At 68.2% G+C, this 22,602-nt stretch carries 27 protein-coding genes; 16 read left to right on the forward strand and 11 right to left on the reverse strand.

Annotated features, from left to right (window positions below):
- Window positions 1–30 precede the first annotated feature (30 nt).
- From argF to QO033_RS07500, 3 genes are read left to right on the forward strand one after another with little or no spacing between them, the layout of a single operon-like run.
- Window positions 31–957: an ornithine carbamoyltransferase gene (gene argF / locus QO033_RS07490; RefSeq protein WP_284480332.1), complete on the forward strand. Its 927-nt coding sequence runs from the start codon at window positions 31–33 to the stop codon at window positions 955–957.
- A 25-nt stretch (window positions 958–982) separates the two neighbouring features.
- Window positions 983–1,501 carry a GNAT family N-acetyltransferase gene (locus QO033_RS07495; protein WP_284480333.1) on the forward strand — a complete coding sequence of 173 codons (519 nt, stop codon included), beginning with the start codon at window positions 983–985 and terminating at the stop codon, window positions 1,499–1,501.
- Window positions 1,502–1,556: 55 nt separating this feature from the next.
- A complete protein-coding gene (locus QO033_RS07500; protein ID WP_284480334.1) occupies window positions 1,557–2,549 on the forward strand; it encodes a 2-dehydropantoate 2-reductase in 993 nt (330 codons plus the stop codon).
- An 8-nt stretch (window positions 2,550–2,557) separates the two neighbouring features.
- Here the strand turns inward: QO033_RS07500 and hrpB are convergent, their stop codons facing one another.
- Window positions 2,558–5,032: an ATP-dependent helicase HrpB gene (hrpB, locus tag QO033_RS07505; protein ID WP_284480452.1), complete on the reverse strand. Its 2,475-nt coding sequence runs from the start codon at window positions 5,030–5,032 to the stop codon at window positions 2,558–2,560.
- Between the two features lie 162 nt (window positions 5,033–5,194).
- Between hrpB and meaB the strand changes: the two genes are divergently transcribed.
- From meaB to QO033_RS07525, 4 genes are all read left to right on the forward strand, one after another.
- Entirely contained in the window at window positions 5,195–6,172 is a 978-nt protein-coding gene (gene meaB, locus QO033_RS07510; RefSeq protein WP_284480335.1) for a methylmalonyl Co-A mutase-associated GTPase MeaB, read from the forward strand.
- Between the two features lie 210 nt (window positions 6,173–6,382).
- Window positions 6,383–6,676: a 50S ribosomal protein L28 gene (rpmB, locus tag QO033_RS07515; RefSeq protein ID WP_284480336.1), complete on the forward strand. Its 294-nt coding sequence runs from the start codon at window positions 6,383–6,385 to the stop codon at window positions 6,674–6,676.
- Window positions 6,677–6,844: 168 nt separating this feature from the next.
- Window positions 6,845–7,150 carry a hypothetical protein gene (locus QO033_RS07520; RefSeq protein WP_284480337.1) on the forward strand — a complete coding sequence of 102 codons (306 nt, stop codon included), beginning with the start codon at window positions 6,845–6,847 and terminating at the stop codon, window positions 7,148–7,150.
- A 52-nt stretch (window positions 7,151–7,202) separates the two neighbouring features.
- Window positions 7,203–7,694, forward strand: a complete 492-nt coding sequence (locus QO033_RS07525) for a copper chaperone PCu(A)C (protein WP_284480338.1) — start codon at window positions 7,203–7,205, stop codon at window positions 7,692–7,694.
- 70 nt (window positions 7,695–7,764) lie between these two features.
- On the opposite strand, the gene QO033_RS07530 is transcribed toward QO033_RS07525, so the two are convergent.
- Complete coding sequence (locus tag QO033_RS07530; RefSeq protein ID WP_284480339.1) at window positions 7,765–8,463, reverse strand: NAD-dependent deacylase; 699 nt, start codon at window positions 8,461–8,463, stop codon at window positions 7,765–7,767.
- Between the two features lie 54 nt (window positions 8,464–8,517).
- On the opposite strand from QO033_RS07530, the gene QO033_RS07535 reads away from it, so the two are divergent.
- Window positions 8,518–8,967 carry a low molecular weight protein-tyrosine-phosphatase gene (locus tag QO033_RS07535; protein ID WP_284480340.1) on the forward strand — a complete coding sequence of 150 codons (450 nt, stop codon included), beginning with the start codon at window positions 8,518–8,520 and terminating at the stop codon, window positions 8,965–8,967.
- Between the two features lie 174 nt (window positions 8,968–9,141).
- Here QO033_RS07535 and QO033_RS07540 read toward each other — a convergent pair whose 3' ends face one another.
- Window positions 9,142–10,107 (reverse strand): LysR family transcriptional regulator, encoded by a 966-nt coding sequence (locus QO033_RS07540; protein WP_284480341.1) that lies wholly within the window; start codon window positions 10,105–10,107, stop codon window positions 9,142–9,144.
- 95 nt (window positions 10,108–10,202) lie between these two features.
- Between QO033_RS07540 and hisD the strand changes: the two genes are divergently transcribed.
- Window positions 10,203–11,534 (forward strand): histidinol dehydrogenase, encoded by a 1,332-nt coding sequence (gene hisD, locus QO033_RS07545; protein WP_284480342.1) that lies wholly within the window; start codon window positions 10,203–10,205, stop codon window positions 11,532–11,534.
- A gap of 62 nt (window positions 11,535–11,596) precedes the next feature.
- On the opposite strand, the gene QO033_RS07550 is transcribed toward hisD, so the two are convergent.
- Window positions 11,597–11,908, reverse strand: coding sequence for a hypothetical protein (locus tag QO033_RS07550; protein ID WP_284480343.1), 312 nt, complete (start codon window positions 11,906–11,908; stop codon window positions 11,597–11,599).
- 372 nt (window positions 11,909–12,280) lie between these two features.
- Between QO033_RS07550 and lepA the strand changes: the two genes are divergently transcribed.
- A complete protein-coding gene (gene lepA, locus QO033_RS07555; RefSeq protein ID WP_284480344.1) occupies window positions 12,281–14,080 on the forward strand; it encodes a translation elongation factor 4 in 1,800 nt (599 codons plus the stop codon).
- A 221-nt stretch (window positions 14,081–14,301) separates the two neighbouring features.
- Window positions 14,302–14,811, forward strand: a complete 510-nt coding sequence (locus QO033_RS07560; RefSeq protein WP_284480345.1) for a PhnA domain-containing protein — start codon at window positions 14,302–14,304, stop codon at window positions 14,809–14,811.
- Between the two features lie 19 nt (window positions 14,812–14,830).
- Here QO033_RS07560 and QO033_RS07565 read toward each other — a convergent pair whose 3' ends face one another.
- Window positions 14,831–14,968: an entericidin A/B family lipoprotein gene (locus QO033_RS07565; protein ID WP_284480346.1), complete on the reverse strand. Its 138-nt coding sequence runs from the start codon at window positions 14,966–14,968 to the stop codon at window positions 14,831–14,833.
- Between the two features lie 211 nt (window positions 14,969–15,179).
- Between QO033_RS07565 and QO033_RS07570 the strand changes: the two genes are divergently transcribed.
- The 3 genes from QO033_RS07570 to QO033_RS07580 all read left to right on the forward strand — a co-directional run bounded on the left by QO033_RS07570 (window position 15,180) and on the right by QO033_RS07580 (window position 16,530).
- Window positions 15,180–15,614 (forward strand): DsrE family protein, encoded by a 435-nt coding sequence (locus QO033_RS07570; protein ID WP_284480347.1) that lies wholly within the window; start codon window positions 15,180–15,182, stop codon window positions 15,612–15,614.
- A 180-nt stretch (window positions 15,615–15,794) separates the two neighbouring features.
- Complete coding sequence (locus QO033_RS07575; protein WP_284480348.1) at window positions 15,795–16,277, forward strand: cytochrome b; 483 nt, start codon at window positions 15,795–15,797, stop codon at window positions 16,275–16,277.
- A 70-nt stretch (window positions 16,278–16,347) separates the two neighbouring features.
- Entirely contained in the window at window positions 16,348–16,530 is a 183-nt protein-coding gene (locus QO033_RS07580) for a CTP synthetase (protein ID WP_284480349.1), read from the forward strand.
- 15 nt (window positions 16,531–16,545) lie between these two features.
- On the opposite strand, the gene QO033_RS07585 is transcribed toward QO033_RS07580, so the two are convergent.
- Genes QO033_RS07585 through QO033_RS07595 form a run of 3 tightly spaced genes read right to left on the reverse strand, consistent with a single transcriptional unit; the run spans window position 16,546 to window position 18,589 of the window.
- Window positions 16,546–17,346, reverse strand: coding sequence for a metal ABC transporter permease (locus QO033_RS07585; RefSeq protein WP_284480350.1), 801 nt, complete (start codon window positions 17,344–17,346; stop codon window positions 16,546–16,548).
- Window positions 17,343–18,113, reverse strand: a complete 771-nt coding sequence (locus QO033_RS07590) for a metal ABC transporter ATP-binding protein (protein WP_407682098.1) — start codon at window positions 18,111–18,113, stop codon at window positions 17,343–17,345. The genes QO033_RS07585 and QO033_RS07590 overlap by 4 nt, the downstream gene beginning before the upstream one ends.
- Window positions 18,110–18,589, reverse strand: coding sequence for a helix-turn-helix domain-containing protein (locus QO033_RS07595; RefSeq protein ID WP_284480352.1), 480 nt, complete (start codon window positions 18,587–18,589; stop codon window positions 18,110–18,112). The genes QO033_RS07590 and QO033_RS07595 overlap by 4 nt, the downstream gene beginning before the upstream one ends.
- Before the next feature lie 160 nt (window positions 18,590–18,749).
- On the opposite strand from QO033_RS07595, the gene QO033_RS07600 reads away from it, so the two are divergent.
- Entirely contained in the window at window positions 18,750–19,766 is a 1,017-nt protein-coding gene (locus QO033_RS07600; protein ID WP_284480353.1) for a zinc ABC transporter substrate-binding protein, read from the forward strand.
- Window positions 19,767–19,796: 30 nt separating this feature from the next.
- Here QO033_RS07600 and QO033_RS07605 read toward each other — a convergent pair whose 3' ends face one another.
- The 3 genes from QO033_RS07605 to QO033_RS07615 form a co-directional block, all read right to left on the reverse strand.
- The gene (locus QO033_RS07605; RefSeq protein ID WP_284480354.1) at window positions 19,797–20,855 is read right to left on the reverse strand and encodes a YeeE/YedE family protein; all 1,059 of its coding nucleotides are present in this window, start codon (window positions 20,853–20,855) and stop codon (window positions 19,797–19,799) included.
- A gap of 74 nt (window positions 20,856–20,929) precedes the next feature.
- Entirely contained in the window at window positions 20,930–21,268 is a 339-nt protein-coding gene (locus QO033_RS07610) for an ArsR/SmtB family transcription factor (RefSeq protein ID WP_284480355.1), read from the reverse strand.
- A gap of 105 nt (window positions 21,269–21,373) precedes the next feature.
- Window positions 21,374–21,742: a hypothetical protein gene (locus QO033_RS07615; RefSeq protein ID WP_407682102.1), complete on the reverse strand. Its 369-nt coding sequence runs from the start codon at window positions 21,740–21,742 to the stop codon at window positions 21,374–21,376.
- Window positions 21,743–21,858: 116 nt separating this feature from the next.
- On the opposite strand from QO033_RS07615, the gene QO033_RS07620 reads away from it, so the two are divergent.
- Window positions 21,859–22,596, forward strand: a complete 738-nt coding sequence (locus QO033_RS07620) for a cytochrome c biogenesis CcdA family protein (RefSeq protein ID WP_284480356.1) — start codon at window positions 21,859–21,861, stop codon at window positions 22,594–22,596.
- The last annotated feature ends 6 nt before the right edge of the window (window positions 22,597–22,602 follow it).

Below are 22,602 nucleotides of genomic sequence, written 5' to 3' on the forward strand. Positions count from 1 at the left end.
GGCCTGCCGCAAGACAAGAAGCGAACCGATATGAACCATTTTCTGGATATCTACAAAACCGATCCCGCCGCGCTGCGGGGCATGATCGATCAGGCCGGGCAGATGAAGCAGGCCCGCCTCGGCCGGCCCAAGGGCGCCCCCGACGACGACCAGCCGCTGGCCGGGCGCATGGTGGCGCTGATCTTCGAGAAACCCTCGACCCGGACCCGGGTGTCCTTCGACGTCGGCGTGCGGCAGATGGGCGGGCAGACCATGGTGCTCTCGGGCAGCGACATGCAGCTCGGCCATGGCGAGACCATCGCCGATACCGCCCGGGTGCTCAGCCGCTATGTCGACCTGATCATGATCCGGACCTTCGACGAAACCGTGCTGACCGAGATGGCCGAATACGCCTCGGTGCCGGTGATCAACGGGCTCACCGACCGCACTCACCCCTGCCAGATCATGGCCGATATCCTGACCTATGAGGAACACCGCGGCCCGATCGCCGGCAAGAAGGTGGTCTGGTGCGGCGACGGCAACAACGTCTGCGCCTCCTTCCTGCATGCGGCCGGGCAGTTCGGTTTCGACCTGACCTTCACCGGCCCGGCGCAACTCGACCCGGAAGAGGAATTCGTCGGTATGGCCCGCAAGGCGGGCAGCACCGTGGTGATCGAACGGGACGCGAAAAAGGCGGTGGAGGGCGCCGATCTGGTGGTCGCCGACACCTGGGTCAGCATGCACGACAGCCAGAGCTCGAAAGAACGCCGGCACAATCTGCTGCGCCCCTATCAGGTCAATCCGGAGCTGATGAAATACGCCAAGCCCGATGCGCTCTTCATGCATTGCCTGCCGGCGCACCGGGAGGAGGAAGTGACCTCCGAGGTGATGGACGGGCCGCAGTCGGTGATCTTCGACGAGGCGGAAAACCGTCTGCATGCGCAGAAGGCGGTGATGCGCTGGTGCCTGGGGGTCTGAACCGGCGGCGGGGCGGGCGGCGGCGATGACCGCCGGGTCGCTCCTCTCCATCCGGCCGGCGGGGCCAGCGGATGCCGCCGCCATCGCCGCGCTGCATGTGGCGGTCTGGCGGCTGACCTATGCCGGCCTCGCCCCGCCCGCGGCGGTGGCGCGGCTGGATCTGGCGCATCGCCTGCCGCAGTGGCGGGCGGCGCTGGCGCCGGGTGCGCGTGGCGCCACCCTGCTGGCGCTGCGGGACGCGCGGCTCGCGGGCTTTGTCCGCTTTGGCCCGGCTTCCCAGCCGGAGCTGGGCGAGGCCGGGGAGATCAAGCATCTTTATGTCGATCCCGCCTGCGCCCGTCAGGGCATCGGCCGTCAGCTGCTGTCGGCGGCGTTTGACGGGCTGAGGCGGGCCGGCTGCGCCGAGGCGGCGCTGGCGGTGGTACGCGGCAACGATCCGGCGCTGGCCTTCTACCGGGCGGCGGGGGGACGACCTGCCGGCCATTTCACCGATGCCGGGCCGCTCTGGCGGTCGGAGAACCTCATCCTGCGATGGGTGCTGTAGCGCGCCGGAAGATCGCCTACACTCCGGCTGTGCGCATCATCGGAGGGGGAAGACCGTGGCACGTATCGTCATCGCCGGGGCCGGGGCCATCGGCTGCTTCGTCGGCGGGCTGCTGGCGGCCTCCGGCGCGCCGGTGAGCCTCTGGGGCCGGGCGCGGATCCTCGATCCGATCCGCCGGGACGGGCTGCGGCTCAGCGATTTCGGCGGGCTGGACCTGTCGGTGGGAGAGGAGTGGCTGCAGCTCTCCGAGGACGCGGCGGTTCTCTCCGACGCGGCGGTGGTGCTGGTCTGCGTCAAATCGGCGGCGACCGAAAGCATCGCGGCAGAGATCGCCGCCCGGGCGCCGGAGGCGGCGCCGGTGATCAGCCTGCAAAACGGGATCGACAATGCCGACCGGTTGCGCCGGCTGCTGCCCGGCCGTGACGTGCGGGCGGGCATGGTGCCTTTCAACGTGGTGCCGCGCGGGCCGGCGCACTGGCACCGCGCCACCAGCGGCGATATCGTACTGGAGGCTGGGCCGGGCGACCTGGCTGCGCGGCTGAGCGTGCCGGGGCTGACGCTGCGGGGCAGCCGCGATATCGCGGCGGTGCAATGGGGCAAGCTGCTGCTCAATCTGACCAATGCGCTGAATGCGCTGTCCGGGCTGACGCTGCGCGACCAGCTGCTCGACCGTGACTGGCGGCGGCTGATCGCCGACCAGATGGCCGAGGCGCTGGCAGTGTTGCGGGCTGCGGGGATCCGGGTGGCGCCGCCAACACCGGCGCCGGCGCGGCTGCTGCCGCATCTCCTGCGGCTGCCGACGCCGCTCTTTACCCGCATCGCGGCGCAGATGCTGACAATCGATCCGGCGGCGCGCACCTCGATGGCCTATGATCTAGAGGCCGGTCGCGGCACCGAGATCGACCAGCTGCAGGGGGCGATCGTGGCGCTGGTGGCGCGGGGCGGCCCGCCGGCGCCGATCTGCGCCGCGGTGGCGGAGCGGCTGCAGCGGGCGGTGGCCGAGGGGCAGCGGCGGCCGCATCTCGGCCCGGATCAGATCCGGCCCTGAGGCGCGGCTCAGCCGCCGCTGCGGCGCTTGGTGCGTAGGGTCGGATCGGCCTGGGTCGGATCCTCCGGCCAGGGGTGCTTGGGATATTGCGCCCGCATGTCCTTGCGCACATCGGCATAGGAACCGGCCCAGAAGCCGGGCAGATCGCGGGTCACCTGCACCGGCCGTTGGGCGGGGGAAAGCAGCGTGATCTTGATCGGCTGGCCGGCGCTGGTCGGGTGGCGAGTGACGCCGAACAGCTCCTGCAGCCTGAGCGCGATTTCGGGACCCTCGCCGCCGGAGTAGTCGATGGGCACCTTGCGGCCCAGCGGCGTGACGAAGGCGCCGGGCACCCTGCGGTCGAGCTCCTGTTGCTGGTCCCAGTTCAGCGCCGCCTGCAGCGCCGGCAGGGGGTCGAAGCGTTTCCAGTCCTCCGCCGTCTTCACGTTGCCCAGCATCGGCAGCAGCCAGTCCTCCAGCGTCGCCATCAGCCCGTCAGGGGAGAAGTCGGGCAGATCGGGGCCGGTGGCGCGCAGCAGCTCCACCCGTGCCGCCAGCCGGGCCGCCGCGCCATCGAGTCGCAGGCCCAGATCGCGCACCCCGTCCAGCATGGCGCGTGCCACCGCCTCGGGTGGTACGTCCTTCCACACCCGGTCGTCCAGCACCAGCGCGCCGAAGCGTTCCTGTTTGCGCGCCACCACCCGGCGGTCGCGTTTCGACCAGTCGCAGTGATCGACCCAGCCGATCTGATCGGCGAAGAGGGCGCGGATTTCGCGTTCGCCGATCTGCACCGCCATGCGGATCTTGGCCTCGCGCGGGTCGCCGTCCAGATCGGTGGCCACCACGAAGGGCGCACCGGCCAGCGGATCGCCCGCCGCCATTACCGCGCCCTTGCCGCCCGAGAGCACATAGCGCGGCGCCTCGCCCTTGCGGCGCTGGCCGATGCGGTCGGGATAGGCCAGCGCCGCCATCGCGGCGGCGGAGAGATCGGTGAGCCGGGCATGCCGCACCTGGGCGCGCAGGCGTTTGGCCTCGCCCCTGATCCGTTCCAGCGTGGCGCGGGTCACCTCATAGGGGCGGTCGCGGCTGAACCGCTTGAGATCGCGCAGCGCCTCCAGCCGCAGGGTCAGGTCCGAGGGGGCGCCGCGCAGTGGGTCGCGTTCCTCGATCAGCGCGGCGAGGGGGGCGGCCTCCGGCCCGGCGAGTACCAGCATATGGGCGACGCGCGGGTGCAGCGGCAGCGTGGCCAAGGCCCGGCCATGATCGGTGATCCGGCCCTTGTCGTCCAGCGCCCCCAGCAGGCGCAGCAGTGCCCGCGCCTCCGCCAGCGCGCCGGTGGGCGGCGGGGTGAGAAAGGCCAGGTCCTGTTCCGAAGCGCCCCAGAGCGCGAGGTCCAGAGCGAGGCCAGTCAGATCGGCGGCCTCGATCTCCGCCGGCGGGAAGGCGGCAAGGGCGCCGTCCTCTCCCTTCGACCAGAGCCGATAGCTGACGCCGGCGGCGACCCGGCCGGCGCGGCCGGCGCGCTGGGTCGCCTCGGCCCGGGTGACCCGTTCGGTCACCAGCCGCGACATGCCCGATCCGGGATCGAAGCGGGCGCGCCGGGCCAGCCCCATGTCGACCACCACCCGCACGTCCTGGATGGTGAGCGAGGTTTCGGCGATGGAGGTCGCGAGCACCACCTTGCGCCCCGCTGCCGCGGGTTCGACCGCCGCGCGTTGGGCGGCGAAGGGCATGGCGCCATAGAGCGGGTGGATGTGGCAGGCGCCGGGCAGCCGCTGCGACAGGGCAGTCTCGGCGCGGCGAATCTCTCCCTCGCCGGGCAGAAAGACCAGAATGCCGCCGCCCTCTGCCCGGGTTTCCGCTTCCGCCCGCACCACCAGATCGGCCAGCGCCGCGTCGCGCCGGGCCTTTGGGCCGAGCGGGGTATCGAACCAGCGGGTCTCGACCGGGTAGCTGCGCCCTTCGGAGGTGATGACGGGCGCCGCCATCAGATCGCCCACCGGGCCGGCGTCGAGCGTTGCCGACATCGCCAGCAGGATCAGATCGTCGCGCAGGGCGCCGGCGACCTCGAGGCAGAGGGCGAGGCCGAAATCGGCGTTGAGCGAGCGTTCGTGGAATTCGTCGAAGATCACCGCGCCGACGCCCGCGAGCTCCGGATCGGATTGCAGCATGCGGGTCAGGATGCCCTCGGTCACCACCTCGATCCGGGTGGCCCTGGTGACCTTGGTTTCGCCGCGCACCCGGTAGCCGACGGTTTGGCCGGTCGGCTCTCCCAGTGTCTCGGCCATCCGTTCGGCGGCGGCGCGGGCGGCCAGCCGGCGGGGTTCCAGCATCAGGATGCGCCCCGCGGTCAGCCCGGCCTCCAGCATCGCCAGCGGCACCCGTGTGGTCTTCCCCGCGCCCGGCGGCGCCTGCAGCACCGCCCGCCCATGCTGGCGCAGCGCCTCCAGCAGCGGGGGCAGGGCGGCGTCGATCGGCAGGGCGGGGGCGGTGGCGCGGGTCATGCCGGCCTTATCGGCCAAAGCCGCGCCCGGGTCCAGAAGCGCCGCGGCGGCGGCTTCTGCCCGGGGCATCCTGTCCCGCCGTGCCCCGGGCACTGGACAAGCCGCGCCCGGCCAAGGCATGAAGGGCGCTGGACCGGCAGGACAAACCAGCGGGAAAACATCATGCAGACAGAAGAGCTGGGCAACAGGATTTTGAACGGCGACCGCCGGGCGCTGGCCCGCGCGATCACGCTGGTGGAAAGCAGCCGGGCGGATCACCGGGCCGAGGCGGCGGCGCTGCTGGACCGGTTGCGCGGAGCCGGGCGACAGGCGGTGCGGATCGGCCTTTCAGGCACGCCGGGGGTCGGCAAATCCACCTTTATCGAGGCCTTCGGCATGATGCTGATCGGCCTTGGGCTCAGGGTCGCGGTGCTGGCGGTGGACCCGTCCTCGACCCGGTCGGGCGGCTCGATCCTCGGCGACAAGACCCGGATGGAGCGGCTGAGCCGCGAGCGGTCGGCTTTCATCCGCCCCTCTCCCAGCCAGTCGCATCTGGGCGGCGTGGCGCGCCGCAGCCGGGAGGCGGTGGAGGTCTGCGAAGCCGCCGGCTTCGATGTGATCCTGATCGAGACGGTCGGCGTCGGTCAGTCGGAAACCGTGGTGGCCGAGATGTCGGATCTGTTCGTGCTGCTGCTTGCTCCCGCCGGCGGCGACGAACTGCAGGGCGTCAAGCGCGGCATCATGGAGATGGCCGATATCATTCTGGTCAACAAGGCCGACGGCGATCTGAAGCCGGCGGCGACGCGGACCTGTTCCGACTATGCCGGCGCGCTCAGGTTGCTGCGCAAGCGGCCGCAGGACCCGGAGGGGTTCCCCAAGGCGATGATGGTCTCTGCATGGCAGGAAAACGGGCTGGCCGAGGCCTGGGAAGAGATGTGCCATCTGGTCGATTGGCGGCGCGAGAACGGTTTCTGGGACCGGCGGCGCGCGGAACAGGCGCTCTACTGGTTCGACCAGGAGGTGCGCCAGGCGCTGCTGGCGCGGCTGGCGACGCCAGCGGCGAAGGCGGCGATGGCGCGGCTGTCGGACCGGGTCGCGGCGGGGGAGCTGGCCCCGGCGAGCGCGGCGGAAGAAATGCTCTCCACCCATCTGGCGGGCTGAGGTCGCCGGTATGGGGAAGAGGGCGGCGGGCAGGGCGAAAAACCTGCCAAACCCCATGTCTGCTGGGGCTTGACGATTCTCCGGCACACGCGTAATAGCCTGCGAACGAGATTCCGGGCGCTGCCTAAGCGGCGCCCCTGTTATTTGCAGGGCCACGCGGGGCCGCCAAGACCCCGGCAATAGCGCCCGAGAAAAGACGAGGATGAAACCATGTCGCGCCGTTGCGAACTGACCGGTAAAGGCCCCATGACTGGCAACAACGTCAGCCATGCCAAAAACAGAACCCGCCGCCGTTTCCTGCCGAACCTGAATGACGTGACCCTGCAGTCCGAAGCTCTCGGCCGCGGCGTCAAACTGCGGATTTCGGCTGCCGCCCTGCGCAGCGTCGATCACCGCGGCGGTCTGGACGCCTTCCTGGCGAAAGCCAAGGACGAAGAGCTGTCCCCGAACGCACTGAAGGTCAAGAAAGAGATCGCCAAGGCCGCTGCTGCCAGCGCCGTCTGATCCTTTTCTTCCTATCGGATGACGCAACCCCGTGCCGGCCGGCGCGGGGTTTTGCGTCGTGACGACGGGCCCGCCTTTGCGCTTGCCCAGGGGGCGTGGCCCCGATTATATGCCTCTTCGATGATATGTCGTTGGCGCTCATACCTGGCTCTGGCGCTGGTCGCGGTCATGGCGCTGACCAGTCACAGCATGGCCGTTGCCCGGGGCAACGCCGGTGTTGCCGGGCAGATCGTGCTGTGTACCGGCACAGGCCCGGTCACCGTCTATGTCGACGAGAATGGCGCACCGACCGGTCCGCCGCATATCTGCCCCGACTTCGCGCTGCATTTCCTCGCCTTCGTGGCGGTGCCCGATATCGCACCGGTTCCCCTGGCGCTGACGTTTCTGCGCGCGGAGCCGCCCCGCAACAGCGCCGGTCACGGCCTGTCACGCCCGGTGGCGACGGCGCGCGATCCTCCCGCGATCCTGGTTTGACCTTTCCATCCAACCAGAGACTCAGACAACAGATCGCATGAGGAGACAGATCATGTCCGTCAAAACCACTTTGCTTGCCGCCGCTGCGGCTGTCGCTTTCGCTCTGCCCGCGCTGGCGGGGGAGATCATGGTGCAGGACCCCTATGTCCGCACCTCGACCATGATGTCGAAATCCGGGGCCGCCTTCATGGTGCTGATGAATCCGGGCGACGAGGACGACCGGCTGGTCGCCGCCGCCTCCGATGTCGCCCAGCGGGTCGAACTGCACACCCACAAGGAAGACGCCAACGGCGTCATGCGCATGGTCGAGGTCGAAGAGGGTTTTCCGGTGCCGGCGCATGGCAGCCACGCGCTGGCGCGCGGCGGTGACCACGTGATGTTCATGGGGCTGAACCGGTCGTTGGCGCAGGGCGATGTCGTGACCCTGACCCTGACCTTTGAAAAGGCCGGCGACATGACCATCGAGGTGCCGGTCGATCTGGAGCGCACCCCGGCGGGCGGCATGCAGATGCAGCACGGCAAGAAGATGAAGACCGGCGGCTGAGCCCGTCATCGGCTGAGAGGCCGCCGGGCCGCGTCCCCCTTCGGGGCGCGGCCTTTGTCTTGCCCGGGGCTCAGGCGGTGGCGGCCAGCAGGTCGCTGACCCAGGCGGGCACCGTCTGGCTGGCCGGGCCAAATCGGGTTTCCTCGAATTGCGAGACCACGGCCGAGGGCTCGAGGTTCAGTTCGACGGTGCGCGCGCCGGCGGCGGTGGCCTCCTGAACGAAGCCGGCGGCAGGATAGACCTGACCGGAGGTGCCGATGGCGGCGAAGAGATCGGCGGTCATCAGGTGGTCGAAAATCTGGTCCATGTAATAGGGCATCTCGCCGAACCAGACGATATCGGGCCGCGCCGTGGGCCGGTGACAGGCGGGGCAGGGTTCTGCCACCGCCATCTGCATCGGCGCCGGCCAGCGGTGGCCGCAGCTGGCGCAGAGCGCCCCGTCAAGCGCCCCGTGCATATGCAGCACATCCCTTGCGCCGCCTTTCTCGTGCAGCCCGTCGACGTTCTGGGTGACGATCACCACTTCGCCGGGGAACTCCCGTTGCAGCCGGGCCAGCGCCTCATGGGCGGCATTGGGGGTCGCCTGGGCGGCCTGGGCACGCCGGGCGTTGTAGAAGGCCTGCACCAGGGCGGGATCGCGGGCGAAGCCCTCGGGGGTGGCGACATCCTCGACCCGGTGCTGCGCCCAGAGCCCGCCTTCGTCGCGAAAGGTGCCGAGCCCGCTTTCCGCGGAAATCCCCGCGCCGGTGAGAATGACGATCTTTTCCATAGGCTTCCCCCTGGCGGCTTGCTGTCCTATCAACACTGACGAAAGGAGCACCGCATGACCACCCGCATTCTGTTCGTCTGTCTGGGCAATATCTGCCGGTCGCCGGCCGCCGAGGGCGCGGCGCGGGCCCTGCTGCCAGAGCTGGAGATCGACAGCGCCGGCACCTCGGACTGGCATGTCGGCGAGCCACCCTATGGCCCGATGCAGGCGGCGGCGCTGCGGCGGGGGATCGACCTCAGCCGGCTGCGGGCGCGGCAGTTCGGGCCGCAGGATTTCCGCCGCTTCGATCTGATTCTGGCAATGGACGGCCAGAACCTCGCGGATATCGAGGCGCTGCGCCCGGCCGGATCGAGGACACCGGTGCGGCTCTTTACCGATTACGCACCGCAGACCGGGGCCGACCATGTGCCCGATCCCTATTACACACGCGATTTCGACGGTGCGCTGGATCTGATCGGGGCCGCGGCCGAGGGGTTGCGCCGCACACTGGCTGCTGAAAGCTGAGGCAGGTCGGCGCGCGGCGGATGGCCTGAGTTAAGCGAAGCCAAATCTGCCGGCGTTTGATGCGAAATCTTTCAGCCGCGCTCTTGCCGCGCTGCGGCGGGCGCGGCGCAATGGGGCGACCGCAATTTTCCGAACCGGGATGCCCCGCCCATGCGGATGCCGACCGCCGCCTTTTCAGTCTTCGAGCACGCGCAGCTCTCCGGCCAGCCAGGGCAGCCGGTTGACCGCCGGGTCGATCATCTGGCTGCGCACCAGCCGGCGCATGGTCTGCGCCACGTCGCGCGGCACCCGGTCGGCCCAGTCCGCCGCCGCGAACAGCGAGATGGTGCGCGAGAAGGCGGCGAAGGGCAGCGGGAAGACGTCGAGCTCATCATGAAAGCGGCCCGCCCGCATGTAGCCCAGCGGTGTGGTCAGCGCCCAGCCGATCCGTCGCGCCACCATCGCCATCAGCGCCAGATGGCTGCCGATTTCGAAGCGTTCCTCGAACACCAGCCGTTGCCGCGACAGGTGCGATTCGATCTGGCGGGAGATCATCTGTTCCTTGGCGTAGCGCAGCAGCGGCAGCCCGGCCAGCGCTCCCATCACGTCCTGACGGTCCTGAACGGTGCCACGCGGGGCCACCAGGATGAAGGGGTCGCGCGCCAGCGGGTATTCGACGATCCCCTCGCGCAGCTCGCCGGTGCTGGCGGCCACCGCGATATGCAGCCGGCGGTCTTCCAGCGCCTCGTTGATCTCGTGGCTGGGGGCGGTGATCATCTTGAACCGGCAGCGGGTCAGGCTGTCGGCCAGGATGGTGACCAGCCGCGGCGTCAGGTCGTTGTCGAAATCGTCGATCAGCCCGAAGGACAGGGTGGTCAGCTCGCTGAGATCCATCACCGTCAGCTCGCTCTGCGCCAGCCGCAGTTCCGACAGCACCGCCTCGGTCCGGGCCAGAAAGCTACGCCCCGCCGGGGTCAGCACCATCGGCCGGCGGCCGTGATCGACCAGCTCCGCCCCCAGGGCGGTTTCCAGATTGCGCAGCTGCTGGCTGACGGCAGGCTGGCTGAGGCCGGTGATCTCGGCCGCCTGGGCCACCGATCCGGTGGTGCCAAGGGCGGCGAAAACCTCCAGCCCACGCAACGTGACGCCTTTCATGAGCATGATGCGCTCCCCCACAGTTTTACCTTTTGTGAATTTGGCTGCGCTATCGGTCAACCCCAACTTCGGCTCTTCTCCCCGTGCATGAGGTTTTGCAGATGTCTGTCGAGATCCTGAAATCCGCCCGGACAGCTCCGGCTGCCGCCGGCCGCGACACCGCAGATGCCGTCGCTCTGATGCTGGCGCGGCTGGCGCGCGAGGGGGAGGCCGCGGCGCGCGACTATGCCCGCCGCTTTGACGGCTGGGAGGGGCCGGTCGAGGTGCCGGAGGCCGCGATTCGCGCCGCGGCTGCGCAGGTGCCGGCAGAGCTGCGACAGGCGATCGGCTATGCCCATGACAATATCCGCCGCTTTGCCGAGGCGCAGCGCGCCACCGCGATGGAATTCGAAGTCGAGCTCAGGCCCGGGCTGATTGCCGGTCAGCGTCAGATACCCCTGGCGGCGGCGGGCTGCTATGTGCCCGGCGGGCGCTATGCGCATATCGCCTCGGCACTGATGTCGATCGCCACGGCCCGGGCGGCCGGGGTGGCCGATATCACCGCCTGTTCGCCGCCGCGCGGCGCGGCGGGGATTCCGCCGGCGCTGCTCTATGCGATGGCGCTGGCGGGGGCGGACCGGGTTCTGGTTCTGGGCGGTGTGCCGGCGGTGGCGGCGATGGCGCAGGGGCTGTTCGGGGCCCCGGCGGCGGATATCCTGGTCGGCCCCGGCAATGCCTATGTGGCAGAGGCGAAACGCCAGCTGTTCGGGCCGGTCGGCATCGACATGTATGCCGGGCCCACCGACGTGCTGATTCTGGCCGATGCCGGCGCCGATCCGGAAACGGTGGCCTGGGATCTGGCGGCTCAGGCCGAACATGGCGCGACCTCGCCGGTCTGGCTGGTCACCGATCATCGCCCGCTGGCGGAAGAGGTGCTGCGCCGCCTGCCGGCGTGTTTCGACCAGCTGCCAGAGGTGAACGGCAGCGCCGCGCGCACCGCCTGGGACGATTTGGGGGAGGTCACGCTCTGTTCCTCGCGGGAGGAGATGGCGGCGCTGGCCGATGCCTATGCGCCGGAGCATCTGCATGTACAGGCCGGCGATCTGCCCTGGTGGCGCCAGCGGCTCACGGCCTATGGATCGCTGTTTCTGGGGGCGGAGACGACGGTGGCCTTCGGCGATAAGGCGGCAGGCCCCAACCATGTTCTGCCAACCGGGCGCGCGGCCCGCTATACCGGCGGGCTCAGCGTTCACAAGTTCCTGAAAACCGTGACCTGGCAACGGGTTGAGGAGCAGGCCCTGCCGGAGTTGGCGCGCGCCACCGCGACCATCAGCCGGGCCGAGGGGATGGAGGGTCACGCCCGTAGCGCCGATCTCAGGCTGGGGCACGCGCATCCGCCGCTGCGGCTCGTGAAGGGGTCGCACGAGCGGGGGGAAGGCCGCTCACGGCTCTAGGAGGAGGGGAGGGGGAGGCCCCCCACGCGCGTCCGGCGGACGCCCGACGGGGGCGGGAGGGCTCAGCCGCAGATCTGGGCGGCGCGGTCGCCGAAGGCGCGGTAGCGTTGCCACAGCTTGGCGTCGCTGGTGCGGCTGGACTGGCGCACCACCTGGGCCTGATGCGGATCGGCGAACCAGCGGGCGACCTTGCGCATGTCGCTGGCATTCAGGCTGCGTTCAGCCACGTTCTGGATGCAGCTGCACAGTTGCGGCGAGGCGGCAGAGCGGTTGGAATCGCGGCAGGCGCGCTCGATCACCCCGGCCGCGGCGGGGGAGGTGGTGACCCCCGAAAGGGCGGTCGCACAAACTGCGAGGGTAAGCAGGTATTTCATGGATTTTCCTCGTTCCGGGTGTTCTTCCGGTCTGTTCGGACCTTCTGGCCCATTGCTGCCTGGGCAGCACTATGTCCCACTTGCCACCATGAGGCAATTGAACAGAGGTCGCAGCCACGGACCCCGGGGCCGAAGCCTGGGCTTCGTCCCGTGGGGTCGCGTTTTCGCGGTCATGCCGGAGGCTCCGGTGGATCACTGCTCTTGCCTCTTTCCTGCTGTTGTCGTGCAGGTTGTTTTTCGTGGCTCCCGTCCTGCCCGGGGATTGTGGCGGAATTATGGATTTGCATGTAATTTTGCTCAAAATGGCGGGGCAGCGGCGCCTGCCTCTGCGACCGCTTGACGGGCATCGCGTTCCCGGACATATCGGCTGGCATGACCGAGCTTTCGCATATCCGCAACTTCTCCATCGTCGCCCATATCGACCATGGGAAATCCACGCTTGCAGACCGCCTGATCCAGGAGACTGGGACGGTGCAGGATCGTGACATGAAAGAGCAGCTGCTTGACGCGATGGATATCGAGCGCGAGCGCGGCATCACCATCAAGGCGAATACCGTTCGCCTCGATTACAAGGCCGATGATGGGGAGACCTATATCCTCAATCTGATCGACACTCCCGGCCACGTCGACTTCGCCTATGAGGTCTCCCGCTCGATGCGCGCGGTCGAGGGCTCTCTGCTGGTGGTCGACAGCACCCAGGGGGTCGAGGCGCAGACGCTGGCCAATGTCTATCAGGCGATCGACGCCGATCATGACATCGTGCCGGTCTTCAACAAGATCGACCTGCCGGCCTCGGACGTCTCCCGCGTGGCGGAGCAGGTAGAGGATGTGATCGGCATCGACGCCTCCGGCGCAATCGCGGTCTCGGCCAAGACCGGGCAGGGCATCCACGAGGTGCTGGAATCCATCGTTGCGCATCTGCCCGCCCCCAAGGGCGAGCGGGACGCGCCGCTGAAGGCGATGCTGGTGGACAGCTGGTACGATGCCTATCTGGGGGTGATCGTTCTGGTGCGCATTATGGACGGCGTGCTGAAGAAGGGCGAGCGCATCAAGATGATGTCGAACGGCTCGGTCCACCATGTCGACCGGATCGGCGTGTTCCGGCCGCAGATGCAGCCGGTCGACGAACTGGGCCCGGGCGAGATCGGCTTTCTCACCGCCTCGATCAAGCAGGTGCGCGACACCCGGGTCGGCGATACCATCACCCATGAGAAGAAGGGCTGCGAGACGCCGCTGCCGGGCTTCAAACCGGCCCAGCCGGTGGTGTTCTGCGGCCTGTTCCCGGTCGACAGCGCCGAATTCGAGGATCTGCGCGACGCGATCGAGAAACTGGCGCTGAACGACGCGTCCTTCAGCTATGAGATGGAAACCTCCGCCGCGCTGGGGTTCGGCTTCCGTTGCGGCTTCCTCGGGCTTCTGCACCTGGAGGTGATCCGCGACCGGATCGAGCGGGAGTATAACATCGAGCTGATCACCACCGCGCCGTCGGTGGTCTATCACATCTACATGAAGGACGGGACGATGCAGGAGCTGCACAACCCCGCCGACATGCCGGACCTGACCTATGTCGACCATCTGGAGGAGCCGCGGATCAAGGCCACCATCCTGGTGCCGGACGAATACCTGGGCGATGTGCTGAAGCTCTGCCAGGACCGCCGCGGCCTGCAGGAGGACCTGAGCTATGCCGGGCCCCGCGCCATGGTGGTCTATGACCTGCCGCTGAACGAGGTGGTGTTCGATTTCTACGACCGGCTGAAATCGGTCACCAAGGGTTATGCCAGCTTCGACTACCAGATGATGGGCTATCGCCAGGACAATCTGGTGAAGATGCAGATCCTGGTGAACGACGAACCGGTGGATGCGCTGTCGGTCATGGTCCATCGCGACCGGGCGGAGCTGCGCGGCCGGGCGATGGTGGAAAAGCTCAAGGACCTGATCCCGCGCCACATGTTCAAGATTCCGATCCAGGCGGCCATCGGCGGCAAGGTCATCGCCCGCGAGACGCTCTCGGCGCTCCGCAAGGACGTGACCGCGAAATGCTACGGCGGCGACGCCACCCGGAAACGGAAACTGCTGGAGAAGCAGAAGGCCGGCAAGAAGAAGATGCGCCAGTTCGGCAAGGTCGAGATCCCGCAGGAAGCGTTCATCTCGGCGCTGAAGATGGACAGCTGAGGGGCAGGGCACCCGCCCACCGGTTCAGAGACAGACGGCCCCCGCTTCGGGGGCCGTTTTCGTTTCGAGGCTGGGTCTTGCCGGGGTGTCCTCTTTGGTGTTGCCCGTCGGTGATGATCTGAAAACGGGGGAGGATCGTGTCGCCGCTGCCCCTGGGGCTTCCCCTCGGCCCGCCAACCCCCTATAGCCGTCTCAACACCCTACATCTGCGGAGAGACCCGATGCCCTGCGCCCTTTGTTCGGCCGATGTGCCGTTGACTGCCTATTCCGTCGCCGGCGGGCCCGAGGGGGCCTCGGTCGACCTCTGCGAGACCTGCATTGCCCAGATCGAGGGGGAGGCGGATCCGAACCACTGGCGCTGCCTGTCGTCCTCGATGTGGTCGGAGGAGCCGGCGGTGCAGGTGCTGGCGGCGCGGATGCTCAAGCGGCTCTCGGATGAGGACTGGGCGCGCGATCTGGCCGATCAGCTCTGGCTGGACGACGACACCCGCGCCTGGGCCGACAACGTGCCGCAGGACAGTGGCCACAAGGACAGCAACGGCAGCCCGCTGGCCCAGGGGGATACCGTGGTTCTGATCAAGGATTTGCCGGTCAAGGGCGCGGGCTTCACCGCCAAGCGGGGCACCGCGGTGCGCGGCATCTCTCTGGTCCCCGACAACCCGGACCAGATCGAAGGGCGGGTCGAGGGTCAGCGCATCGTGATCCTGACGCAGTTCGTCAAGAAACGCTGACCCCCGGGCCGCGTGCCGGTCAGATTTTCTTCTGAACGTCGGTGGCCGCGTTCTCAATGGCCGTGCCGGCCTTGTTGATGTCGCGGCCTGCGCCCTTGGCGGTTTCGCAGGCGGCCAGGGCCATCAGGGCCAGTCCAATCACAATTGCTCGGGTCATCAGGTTTCTCCGTCTCGCTCGATGACAGGAGATATAGGCGCAGGACCCCGGTGGCGGCAAGCGGCCCCGTGCAGGGCGGCGCGCCGGCGCCGGTGGTCTTTGGCACGGGTGACCGGGTCCTGGGCAGCAATCTCATTCAAACATTCATAAGCCTCTATGCGAAAGCATTGCTTGGGCCTATCCTCCTGTCACCTTTAGGGAGGAGCATAATATGAAATCCATTCTTACCGCCGCCGTGCTAGCGGTGGGGTTGTCCGGTGCGGCCATGGCCGGCGGGCAGACCCATCACATTGCCGTGCACGTCAATCAGAATGACCCGCAGGTGATGAACATGGCGCTGAACAATGTCGCCAATCTCGCCAAATATTACGAGGAACAGGGCGACGATCTGGTGGTGGAGGTCGTGGCCTACGGTCCCGGCGTCAACATGCTGGTTCCGGGCAAGAGCCCGGTGGCAGAGCGGATCGCCACCATGAGCCTGGAGATCGGCCATGTGTCCTTCTCCGCCTGCGGCAATACCATCCGCGCGATGAGCCAGAAGGCCGGGCACGACATCGCCCTGCTGGATGAGGCGCATTTGGTGCCTTCTGGGGTGGTGCGCCTGGTCGAGCTGCAGCAGCAGGGCTACGCCTATATCCGTCCCTGACATCTCCTACCCCTGATCAGGGCGGATCAGCCGGGGCTGCCCCTGCGGGTGGCCTCGGCGCTGCCCGCGGGCGCGGCCATCTGTCCCGGCCTGCGTTCCCGGGCGGGCGCGATTAGCTCTCGGCAACCGGTGGGGCGGGGGCTAGGATCGGAGGGCGTATTCGTCACAGCGGAGGCCTCGATGCCCAGCCACTATTCTCGCGCCCAGATCCTGCTGCACTGGGGGATCTTTCTTGCCATCGTCGTGCAATTCCTGTTCCACGAGACCATTTCCGGGGTCTGGCGGCAGATGCAGCAGGGGGCCGAACCGGCGTTTTCGCCGCTTGCCGCGCTGCATGTGTTTCTCGGGCTCGCCATCCTGCTTCTGGTGGTCTGGCGGCTGGCGCTGCGGTTGACCCGGGGCGCACCGGCGCTGCCGGAGAAGGAACCGGCGCCGCTGAAACTGGCGGCCCACGGCACCCATATGCTGCTTTATGTGCTGATGCTGGCGCTGCCGGTCACTGGCGCGCTGGCCTGGTTCGGCGGCGTGACCGATCTGGCGGAGGTGCATGAACTGCTGTTCCAGGCGATGTTCGTGCTGGTGATCCTGCACCTGCTCGGCGCGCTCTATCAGCAGTTCGTCCTGAAGACCGACATCCTGTCGCGGATGAAACGGGCGGGCTGAGCTGGCACCGGGACTATGCCCCGTGATCTGGATCAAGGCCCGTGGCCACCCGGCCTGATAGGCGGGGCGAATGAGCATTCTGGTCCTGATCCTGCACCTCTTTATCGGCGCCACCCTGTCGGGGGTGGCGCTTGTCGTTGTTCTGGTGGCCGGAATCGATGGCGTCTGGCCGCTGGTCGGGGCGGTGGCCGGCGGCTTCGTGCTGGGCTTTCCGGCGGCGCGGATCGTCGCCCGGGCGATGGGCGGATCGTGATCGGCGCCGATGGCCTCAGCGGTTGCGGCGCAGCTGCCCCAGAACCGTGGTCAGCAGAAACAGCAGGGCGGCGGTGCAGACGATGCTGGGGCCGGTCGGGGTGTCGAAGCTGAACGCGGCCCAGAGCCCGCCCAGCGTGGCGCAGGCGCCCAGTCCCGCCGCCGTCAGAGCCATCTGTTCGGGGGTATGCGACAACGGCCGCGCCGCGGCGGGCGGGATCACCAGCAGCGAGGCGATCAGCAGCACGCCGACCACCTTGATCGCCACCGCCACCACCACCGCCAGCGCCAGCGTTAGCACCATTTCCTCCCGGCGCGGATCGATATCGCTGGCGCGCGCCAGATCCGGGTTCAGCGTCGACAGCAGCAGGGCCGGCCAGCGCCAGAGGGTCAGGCCCAGCACCAGCGCCGCGCCGCCCCAGATCACCGCCAGATCGCCGCTCGTCACCGCCAGGATGTCGCCGAAGAGATAGGCCATCAGATCCAGCCGCACATCCGCCAGGAGCGTCACCGCCACCAGGCCGGCGGCCAGCGCGGTATGCGACATCACCCCCAGCGCGGTATCCATGGCAAAGCCGCGCCCGGTCATCGCGGTGACCAGAAGCGCCATCAGAAGTGCCGCGATCAGCACCGCCGGCATCACGGCAAAGCCCAGCCCCAGGGCAAAGGCGACGCCCAGAACCGCGGCATGGGCGGTCGCCTCGCCGAAATAGGCCATTCGGCGCCAGACCACGAAACAGCCCAGCGGCGCCGCCGCAAGGGCGACCCCCAGGCCCGCCAGCGCGGCCCGGGCGAGGAAGTCATCCAGAAAACTCATCCGCCGTGGTCCTCATGCGCAAGGTGGTGATGCGGGTCGCTGCCGTGATCATGATCGTGATCATGGCTGTGCTCATGCCGGTAGAGCGCCAGCGTGCCCTTGGTGCCAGAGCCGAACAGCGCGCGGTATTCCGGCGCATCGGCGACGATCTCGGGGGTGCCCTGACAGCAGATATGGCCGTTCAGGCAGACCACCCGGTCAGAGGCGGCCATCACCACATGCAGATCGTGGCTGACCATCACCACGGCGCAGCCCAATTCGCTGCGCACCTCTTCGATGCGGCGGTAGAAGGCGGCCGAGCCGGGCTGATCCAGCCCTTGGGTCGCCTCGTCCAGCAGCAGCAGCTGCGGGGTCTCCAGCAGGGCCCGGGCCAGCAGAACGCGCTGGAACTGGCCGCCGGAGAGATCGACCATCTGTCGGTCGGCGAGGTGATCGGCCCCGGCTCGGGCCAGTAGCGCATCGGCCTCGCGGCGGCCGATGCGGCGCGGAAGCCCGAGAAACCGGCGCACGGTCAGCGGCAGCGACTGGTCGATCGCCAGCTTCTGCGGAACATAGCCGATCCGCAGCCCGGGTAGGCGCTCAATGCTGCCGGAACTGGGTTTCAGCGCCCCGATCAGCGCCTTGAGAAAGGTGGATTTGCCCGATCCGTTGGGGCCGACGATGGTGACGATCTCGCCGGCGGCGATCTCGACATCGACATGCTCCAGGATGGTATGGCCGCCGCGCCGGATGGTCAGGTCGCGTGCAGCAATGAGAGGCGCGCTCACGCGGCGGCCTCCGCGCATCCGGGGCAGAGCCCCTCGGCCTCGACCACGACCTTCTCGATCACGAAGCCGGTGTCCCGCGCCGCGGCGCCGAGCCTGCCACTGTCCAGGCCGGTTTCGGTCTCCGCCACCGCCTTGCAGCTGCGGCAGATCAGGAAGGCGGGCACATGCTGTTCGCCGGGATGGGTGCAGGCGGCATAGGCATTGAGCCGTTCGATCCGGTGGGCAAAGCCGTTCTTGACCAGAAAATCCAGCGCCCGATACGCCACCGGCGGCTGCGAGCCGAGCCCTTCGGCGGCAAGGATGTCGAGGATCTCATAGGCGCCCATGGCGCGGTGACGCTCCAGCAGGATTTCCAGCACCCGCCGGCGGGCCGGGGTGAACTGCAGCTTCTGGGCCTTGCAGCGGGTCTCTGCCGCGCTGAGCGCATCGGCGATGCAATGGCTGTGGTCGTGTTTTTCGAAGCCGATGGCAGTCATTACGGGGCCTCCGTCTGCGGGCTGCCGCGCCCGGGGCGCGCGCGGGGGACGACCGGCGGAGGGAGCGCGATGCGATCCTCTGTCGATCGGGGGTTGATATGAGATAACAGCCTCTATATCAAGCCGCATCACATGTTATAAGATAACGTTCGAGGCTCCGATGTCAAAGCTCCCCCTGATTGCCGCTCTCGCCGCTGCCGGCGCGCTTCCCGCCTGGGCCGAGGTGCCGCGCGTCGTCACCGATATCGCCCCGGTGCATTCGCTGACCGCGCAGGTGATGAAGGGCCTGGGCGAACCAGTGCTGCTGGTGCAGCCGGGCCAGTCGCCGCACAGCTACGCGCTGCGGCCGTCGCAGGCCCGGGCGCTGCAGGAGGCGGGGCTGGTGGTCTGGGTCGGTCATGCGCTGACCCCCTGGCTGGAAAAGCCGCTGGATGCGCTGGCGGAGAAGGCCGAGACGCTGGAGTTGCTGGACGGCGACGGCACCATCGAACGACCCTATCGCGGTGCTGCGGATATCATGGCAGCGGTCGCGCGGATGGAGCAGGCCCAGGACGACCATGACGATCACGGTCATGACGATCATGACCATGGCGACCACGATGGCCATGATCACGAAGCGGCCATGGACGATGACGGCCACAACCACGATCACAACGGGGCCGATCCGCATGCCTGGCTCGACCCGGAAAACGGCAAGGTCTGGCTGGGGCTGATCGCCGAGGAACTGGCGGAGCTCGACCCGGAGCATGCCGCGACCTATCGCGCCAACGCGGCCGAAGGGCAGGCGCGGATCGACGCGATCGAGACGCAGCTGAAGGCAGAGGTGGCGCCGATGCGGGGGGTGCCCTTCGTCTCCTATCACGACGCCTTCCAGTATTTCGAACTGCGCTACGGGCTGCAGCTGACCGGCCGGGTGACCGCGAGCGATGCCTCGGACCCGAGCCCAGCGCATCTGGACGCACTGCGTGACCGGCTGGGGGAGCTGGGGGTGCGCTGCGCCTTTACCGAACCCCAGTTCGACACCCGGCTGCTGTCGGCGGCCATTGCCGGGCGCGACATCCCGATCCTGGAGCTCGATCCGCTGGGCCGCAGCTTTGAACCCGGCCCGGATCTCTATCCGCAGCTGCTGGAAGCGGTCGGCGGTTCCTTCGCCGCCTGTGCCGCGACGCTGAAGTAACGCGGCCTCATGAGGGGCGCGGTCCGGCGGTTATTCCGCCGGGCTGAAGCCTTCGATCAGCTGGCGCAGCCCCAGGGCGGCGCCGGCGAAGATCGCCAGGAAGGTGACCGGCGCCGAGAGGGCGAGTACGGAAAAGGCGCTCATCCCCTGACCGACGGTGCAGCCCATGGCGATCACCGCGCCGACCCCCATCACCGCGGCGCCGATGATCTGGCGGCGCAGCTCGCGCGGGTCCTCGCAGGCTTCCCAGCGGAAATGACCGCGGATCAGCGATCCGATGAATGCGCCCAGCCAGACCCCCACCACCGACCCGACCGCGAAGGTCACCGGGCGCAGGCTGCCGGTCATGGTCCACAGGATGGTTTCGCCGACGGGAGCGGAGTAGCTGTGCGAGACCACCGGCAGCCCATCGAACCCGTGGGTATTGACCCATTGGGTGCCGGCCCAGCCGGAGACGATGGCCAGCCCGACGACCACCGACCAGAACATCGCCTTCGGGTCCTGCCGCAGCGCCGGCGGCCACAGCGCGGCGAGGCAGATCGCCAGCCCCAGGACGATCCCGATCGCTGCCGGCGGCCAGCCGGTCAGCGCCGCGACGTGATGGGCCAGCCCCGGCGGCAGGTCGGAGGTGACATCGACCTGTTCGAACAGGGCGTTGCGCAGCGGCGCCAGGGGGCCGGCGAGGGTGACATAGGTCGAAACCCCCATCACCAGCACGATCACGAAGGACCGCAGATCGCCACCGCCCAGTCGGGCGATGGCGCCATAGCCGCAGTTGCCAGCCAGGGCCATGCCATAGCCGAACATCAGCCCGCCGATGATCGAGGCCAGCGGCATCCAGCGAATCGACAGGTAGAAACTGGCGCGTTCCTGCAGCAGCCCGGTGGCGATCAGCACGAAGGTGCCGGTCACCGCGACGCCGATTGCCAGCGCCCACATCCTGAGCCGCAGCACGCTGCCGCCATAGAGCGCATCCTCGATCGCGCCGAGAGTGCAGAACCGGCCCAACCGGGCGGCAAGGCCCAGCATCACGCCTCCCAGCAGCCCGATCAGGGCCACGGTGTGGCTTTCCGTCATCCAGCCTGGCATCGGTTCCTCCCTCTAACCGAACGCACGCGGACCAGCATCCCGGATCCCGGGCGCTGCCGCAAGGGGCAGGGGGGTCAGTCGCCGTCGTTGCAGAACAGATCGTAGACGACTTCGAGAATGCGGCGGGGTCGGTTGTCGGCCAGGCGGTAATAGATCGCCTTGCCCTCGCGCCGGGGCACCACCAGCCCCTCCAGCCGCAGGCGGGAGAGCTGCTGCGAGACCGCCGCCTGCCGGGCGGAGAGCAGTTCCTCCAGCTCGGTCACGGATTTCTCGCCGGTGACCAGATGGCACAGGATCATCATCCGGCCTTCATGGCTGATGGCCTTGAGGAAATTGGACGCCTCGGTCGCATTGTCGACCATCCTGTCCAGTTCGTCTTCCGACATATCGACCGAGAATTGCGGTAGCGCCATTCTTATCGTCCTTGTCTTCTTGCCACGCTTGGCCGCGATTTTCCCGCTGGCGGGATGACCGGGGCCCGATTGTCTCCTCCGTCCTATCCCGGCTGGCGCGCCGCGTCAGCCGTTCCCCTCCGTTTCCGGGGCGTAATTGCTGTTCTGGCGCAACATCTGATCAAGCATCGGCCAGAAAAAATCTTCTCCGGGGTAGCCCTCCATGCGGGCGATCTCCCGACCGTCCTCCACCAGCAGGAAGGTGGGGGTGAAGGTCACCCGGCGGGCCACCTCCAGATCCGCGGGCAGGGTGCGCAGGCTGACCCGCCGCAGCGGGGCGAATTTGCCCTCTGTGGTATTGGGGTAGGCGGGAGCGATCTCGGCATTCCAGCGCGCGCACCAAGCACAGCCGGCCTGTTCGACCATCACCAGCTCCGCCGCCGCGGCGGGTCCGGCCAGCATCAGCGCGGCCAGCGCGCCCCGGAAAAGCTGCACAATCACTGTCGCCCACCCATTGACCTAACGTTGTCACACAAGATAATTTGAATATGTGAATAGTTCAAGCTGCCCGCGCCTGAGGAGAGGTGCGATGCAGCCGGGGGAGGAACCGCGTGCTGGAAATATCGTTGCTCGGCGCATTGGCCGCCGGCCTGTTGAGCTTTTTTACCCCCTGTATCCTGCCGATGGTGCCCTTCTACCTGTCCTATATGGGCGGCCTCAGCATGGCCGAGCTGCGCGGCGATGGCGATATCGCGCCGGGGGCGCAGCGGCGGCTGCTGATTTCGGCCTGTTTCTTCGCCCTGGGGGTGACGACGATCTTCATGCTGATGGGCATGGGGGCGACGGCGCTGGGGCAGCTTTTCGCCAGCTATCTGGAGTGGCTGGCCTATGTCGCCGCCGCGATCCTGCTGGTGTTCGGGTTGCATTTCCTCGGCGTGATCCGGGTGCCGCTGCTCTACCGCGAGGCGCGGATGGAAAGCAGTGCCGAGGCCAGCACGGTGCTTGGCGCCTACCTGATGGGGCTGGCCTTCGGCTTTGGCTGGACGCCCTGCGTCGGCCCGGCGCTGGCCTCGATCCTGATGATCGCCAGCGGCATGGGGGAGATCTGGCGCGGCGCGCTGCTGCTGTTCTTCTACGGGGCGGGGATGACCGCGCCCTTCATCGTCGCCGCCTTCTTCGCAAGGCCGTTCCTGGCCTGGGTGCAGCGTCACCGCGCCGCCTTTGCCTGGGTCGAAAAGGGGATGGGGGTGATGCTGATCGTCTTCGCGCTGCTGATCGCGACGGGGGGCGTCAACCTGATCGCGGATGCGATGATCCGCTGGGTTCCGGGGTTTGCAGGGCTGGGCTGACCAGCC

This window comes from Pseudodonghicola flavimaris (genome assembly GCF_030164425.1).
In the GTDB taxonomy this organism is placed as follows: domain Bacteria; phylum Pseudomonadota; class Alphaproteobacteria; order Rhodobacterales; family Rhodobacteraceae; genus Pseudodonghicola; species Pseudodonghicola flavimaris.

What these genes read in the sequence shown, in the direction of transcription:
- QO033_RS07565 (WP_284480346.1), bottom strand. Translation starts at nt 14,968, where the DNA reads ATGACCCGAGCAATTGTGATTGGACTGGCCCTGATGGCCCTGGCCGCC.
- QO033_RS07585 (WP_284480350.1), bottom strand. Translation starts at nt 17,346, where the DNA reads ATGAGTTTTCTGGATGACTTCCTCGCCCGGGCCGCGCTGGCGGGCCTG.
- hrpB (WP_284480452.1), bottom strand. Translation starts at nt 5,032, where the DNA reads ATGACCCGCGCCACCGCCCCCGCCCTGCCGATCGACGCCGCCCTGCCC.
- QO033_RS07605 (WP_284480354.1), bottom strand. Translation starts at nt 20,855, where the DNA reads ATGCCAGGCTGGATGACGGAAAGCCACACCGTGGCCCTGATCGGGCTG.
- QO033_RS07550 (WP_284480343.1), bottom strand. Translation starts at nt 11,908, where the DNA reads ATGAAATACCTGCTTACCCTCGCAGTTTGTGCGACCGCCCTTTCGGGG.
- QO033_RS07520 (WP_284480337.1), top strand. Translation starts at nt 6,845, where the DNA reads ATGGCGCTGACCAGTCACAGCATGGCCGTTGCCCGGGGCAACGCCGGT.
- QO033_RS07570 (WP_284480347.1), top strand. Translation starts at nt 15,180, where the DNA reads ATGAAATCCATTCTTACCGCCGCCGTGCTAGCGGTGGGGTTGTCCGGT.
- QO033_RS07580 (WP_284480349.1), top strand. Translation starts at nt 16,348, where the DNA reads ATGAGCATTCTGGTCCTGATCCTGCACCTCTTTATCGGCGCCACCCTG.
- QO033_RS07525 (WP_284480338.1), top strand. Translation starts at nt 7,203, where the DNA reads ATGTCCGTCAAAACCACTTTGCTTGCCGCCGCTGCGGCTGTCGCTTTC.
- QO033_RS07575 (WP_284480348.1), top strand. Translation starts at nt 15,795, where the DNA reads ATGCCCAGCCACTATTCTCGCGCCCAGATCCTGCTGCACTGGGGGATC.
- argF (WP_284480332.1), top strand. Translation starts at nt 31, where the DNA reads ATGAACCATTTTCTGGATATCTACAAAACCGATCCCGCCGCGCTGCGG.
- rpmB (WP_284480336.1), top strand. Translation starts at nt 6,383, where the DNA reads ATGTCGCGCCGTTGCGAACTGACCGGTAAAGGCCCCATGACTGGCAAC.
- QO033_RS07595 (WP_284480352.1), bottom strand. Translation starts at nt 18,589, where the DNA reads ATGACTGCCATCGGCTTCGAAAAACACGACCACAGCCATTGCATCGCC.
- QO033_RS07610 (WP_284480355.1), bottom strand. Translation starts at nt 21,268, where the DNA reads ATGGCGCTACCGCAATTCTCGGTCGATATGTCGGAAGACGAACTGGAC.
- meaB (WP_284480335.1), top strand. Translation starts at nt 5,195, where the DNA reads ATGCAGACAGAAGAGCTGGGCAACAGGATTTTGAACGGCGACCGCCGG.
- QO033_RS07540 (WP_284480341.1), bottom strand. Translation starts at nt 10,107, where the DNA reads ATGCTCATGAAAGGCGTCACGTTGCGTGGGCTGGAGGTTTTCGCCGCC.
- QO033_RS07600 (WP_284480353.1), top strand. Translation starts at nt 18,750, where the DNA reads ATGTCAAAGCTCCCCCTGATTGCCGCTCTCGCCGCTGCCGGCGCGCTT.
- QO033_RS07530 (WP_284480339.1), bottom strand. Translation starts at nt 8,463, where the DNA reads ATGGAAAAGATCGTCATTCTCACCGGCGCGGGGATTTCCGCGGAAAGC.
- lepA (WP_284480344.1), top strand. Translation starts at nt 12,281, where the DNA reads ATGACCGAGCTTTCGCATATCCGCAACTTCTCCATCGTCGCCCATATC.
- QO033_RS07560 (WP_284480345.1), top strand. Translation starts at nt 14,302, where the DNA reads ATGCCCTGCGCCCTTTGTTCGGCCGATGTGCCGTTGACTGCCTATTCC.
- QO033_RS07495 (WP_284480333.1), top strand. Translation starts at nt 983, where the DNA reads ATGACCGCCGGGTCGCTCCTCTCCATCCGGCCGGCGGGGCCAGCGGAT.
- QO033_RS07535 (WP_284480340.1), top strand. Translation starts at nt 8,518, where the DNA reads ATGACCACCCGCATTCTGTTCGTCTGTCTGGGCAATATCTGCCGGTCG.
- hisD (WP_284480342.1), top strand. Translation starts at nt 10,203, where the DNA reads ATGTCTGTCGAGATCCTGAAATCCGCCCGGACAGCTCCGGCTGCCGCC.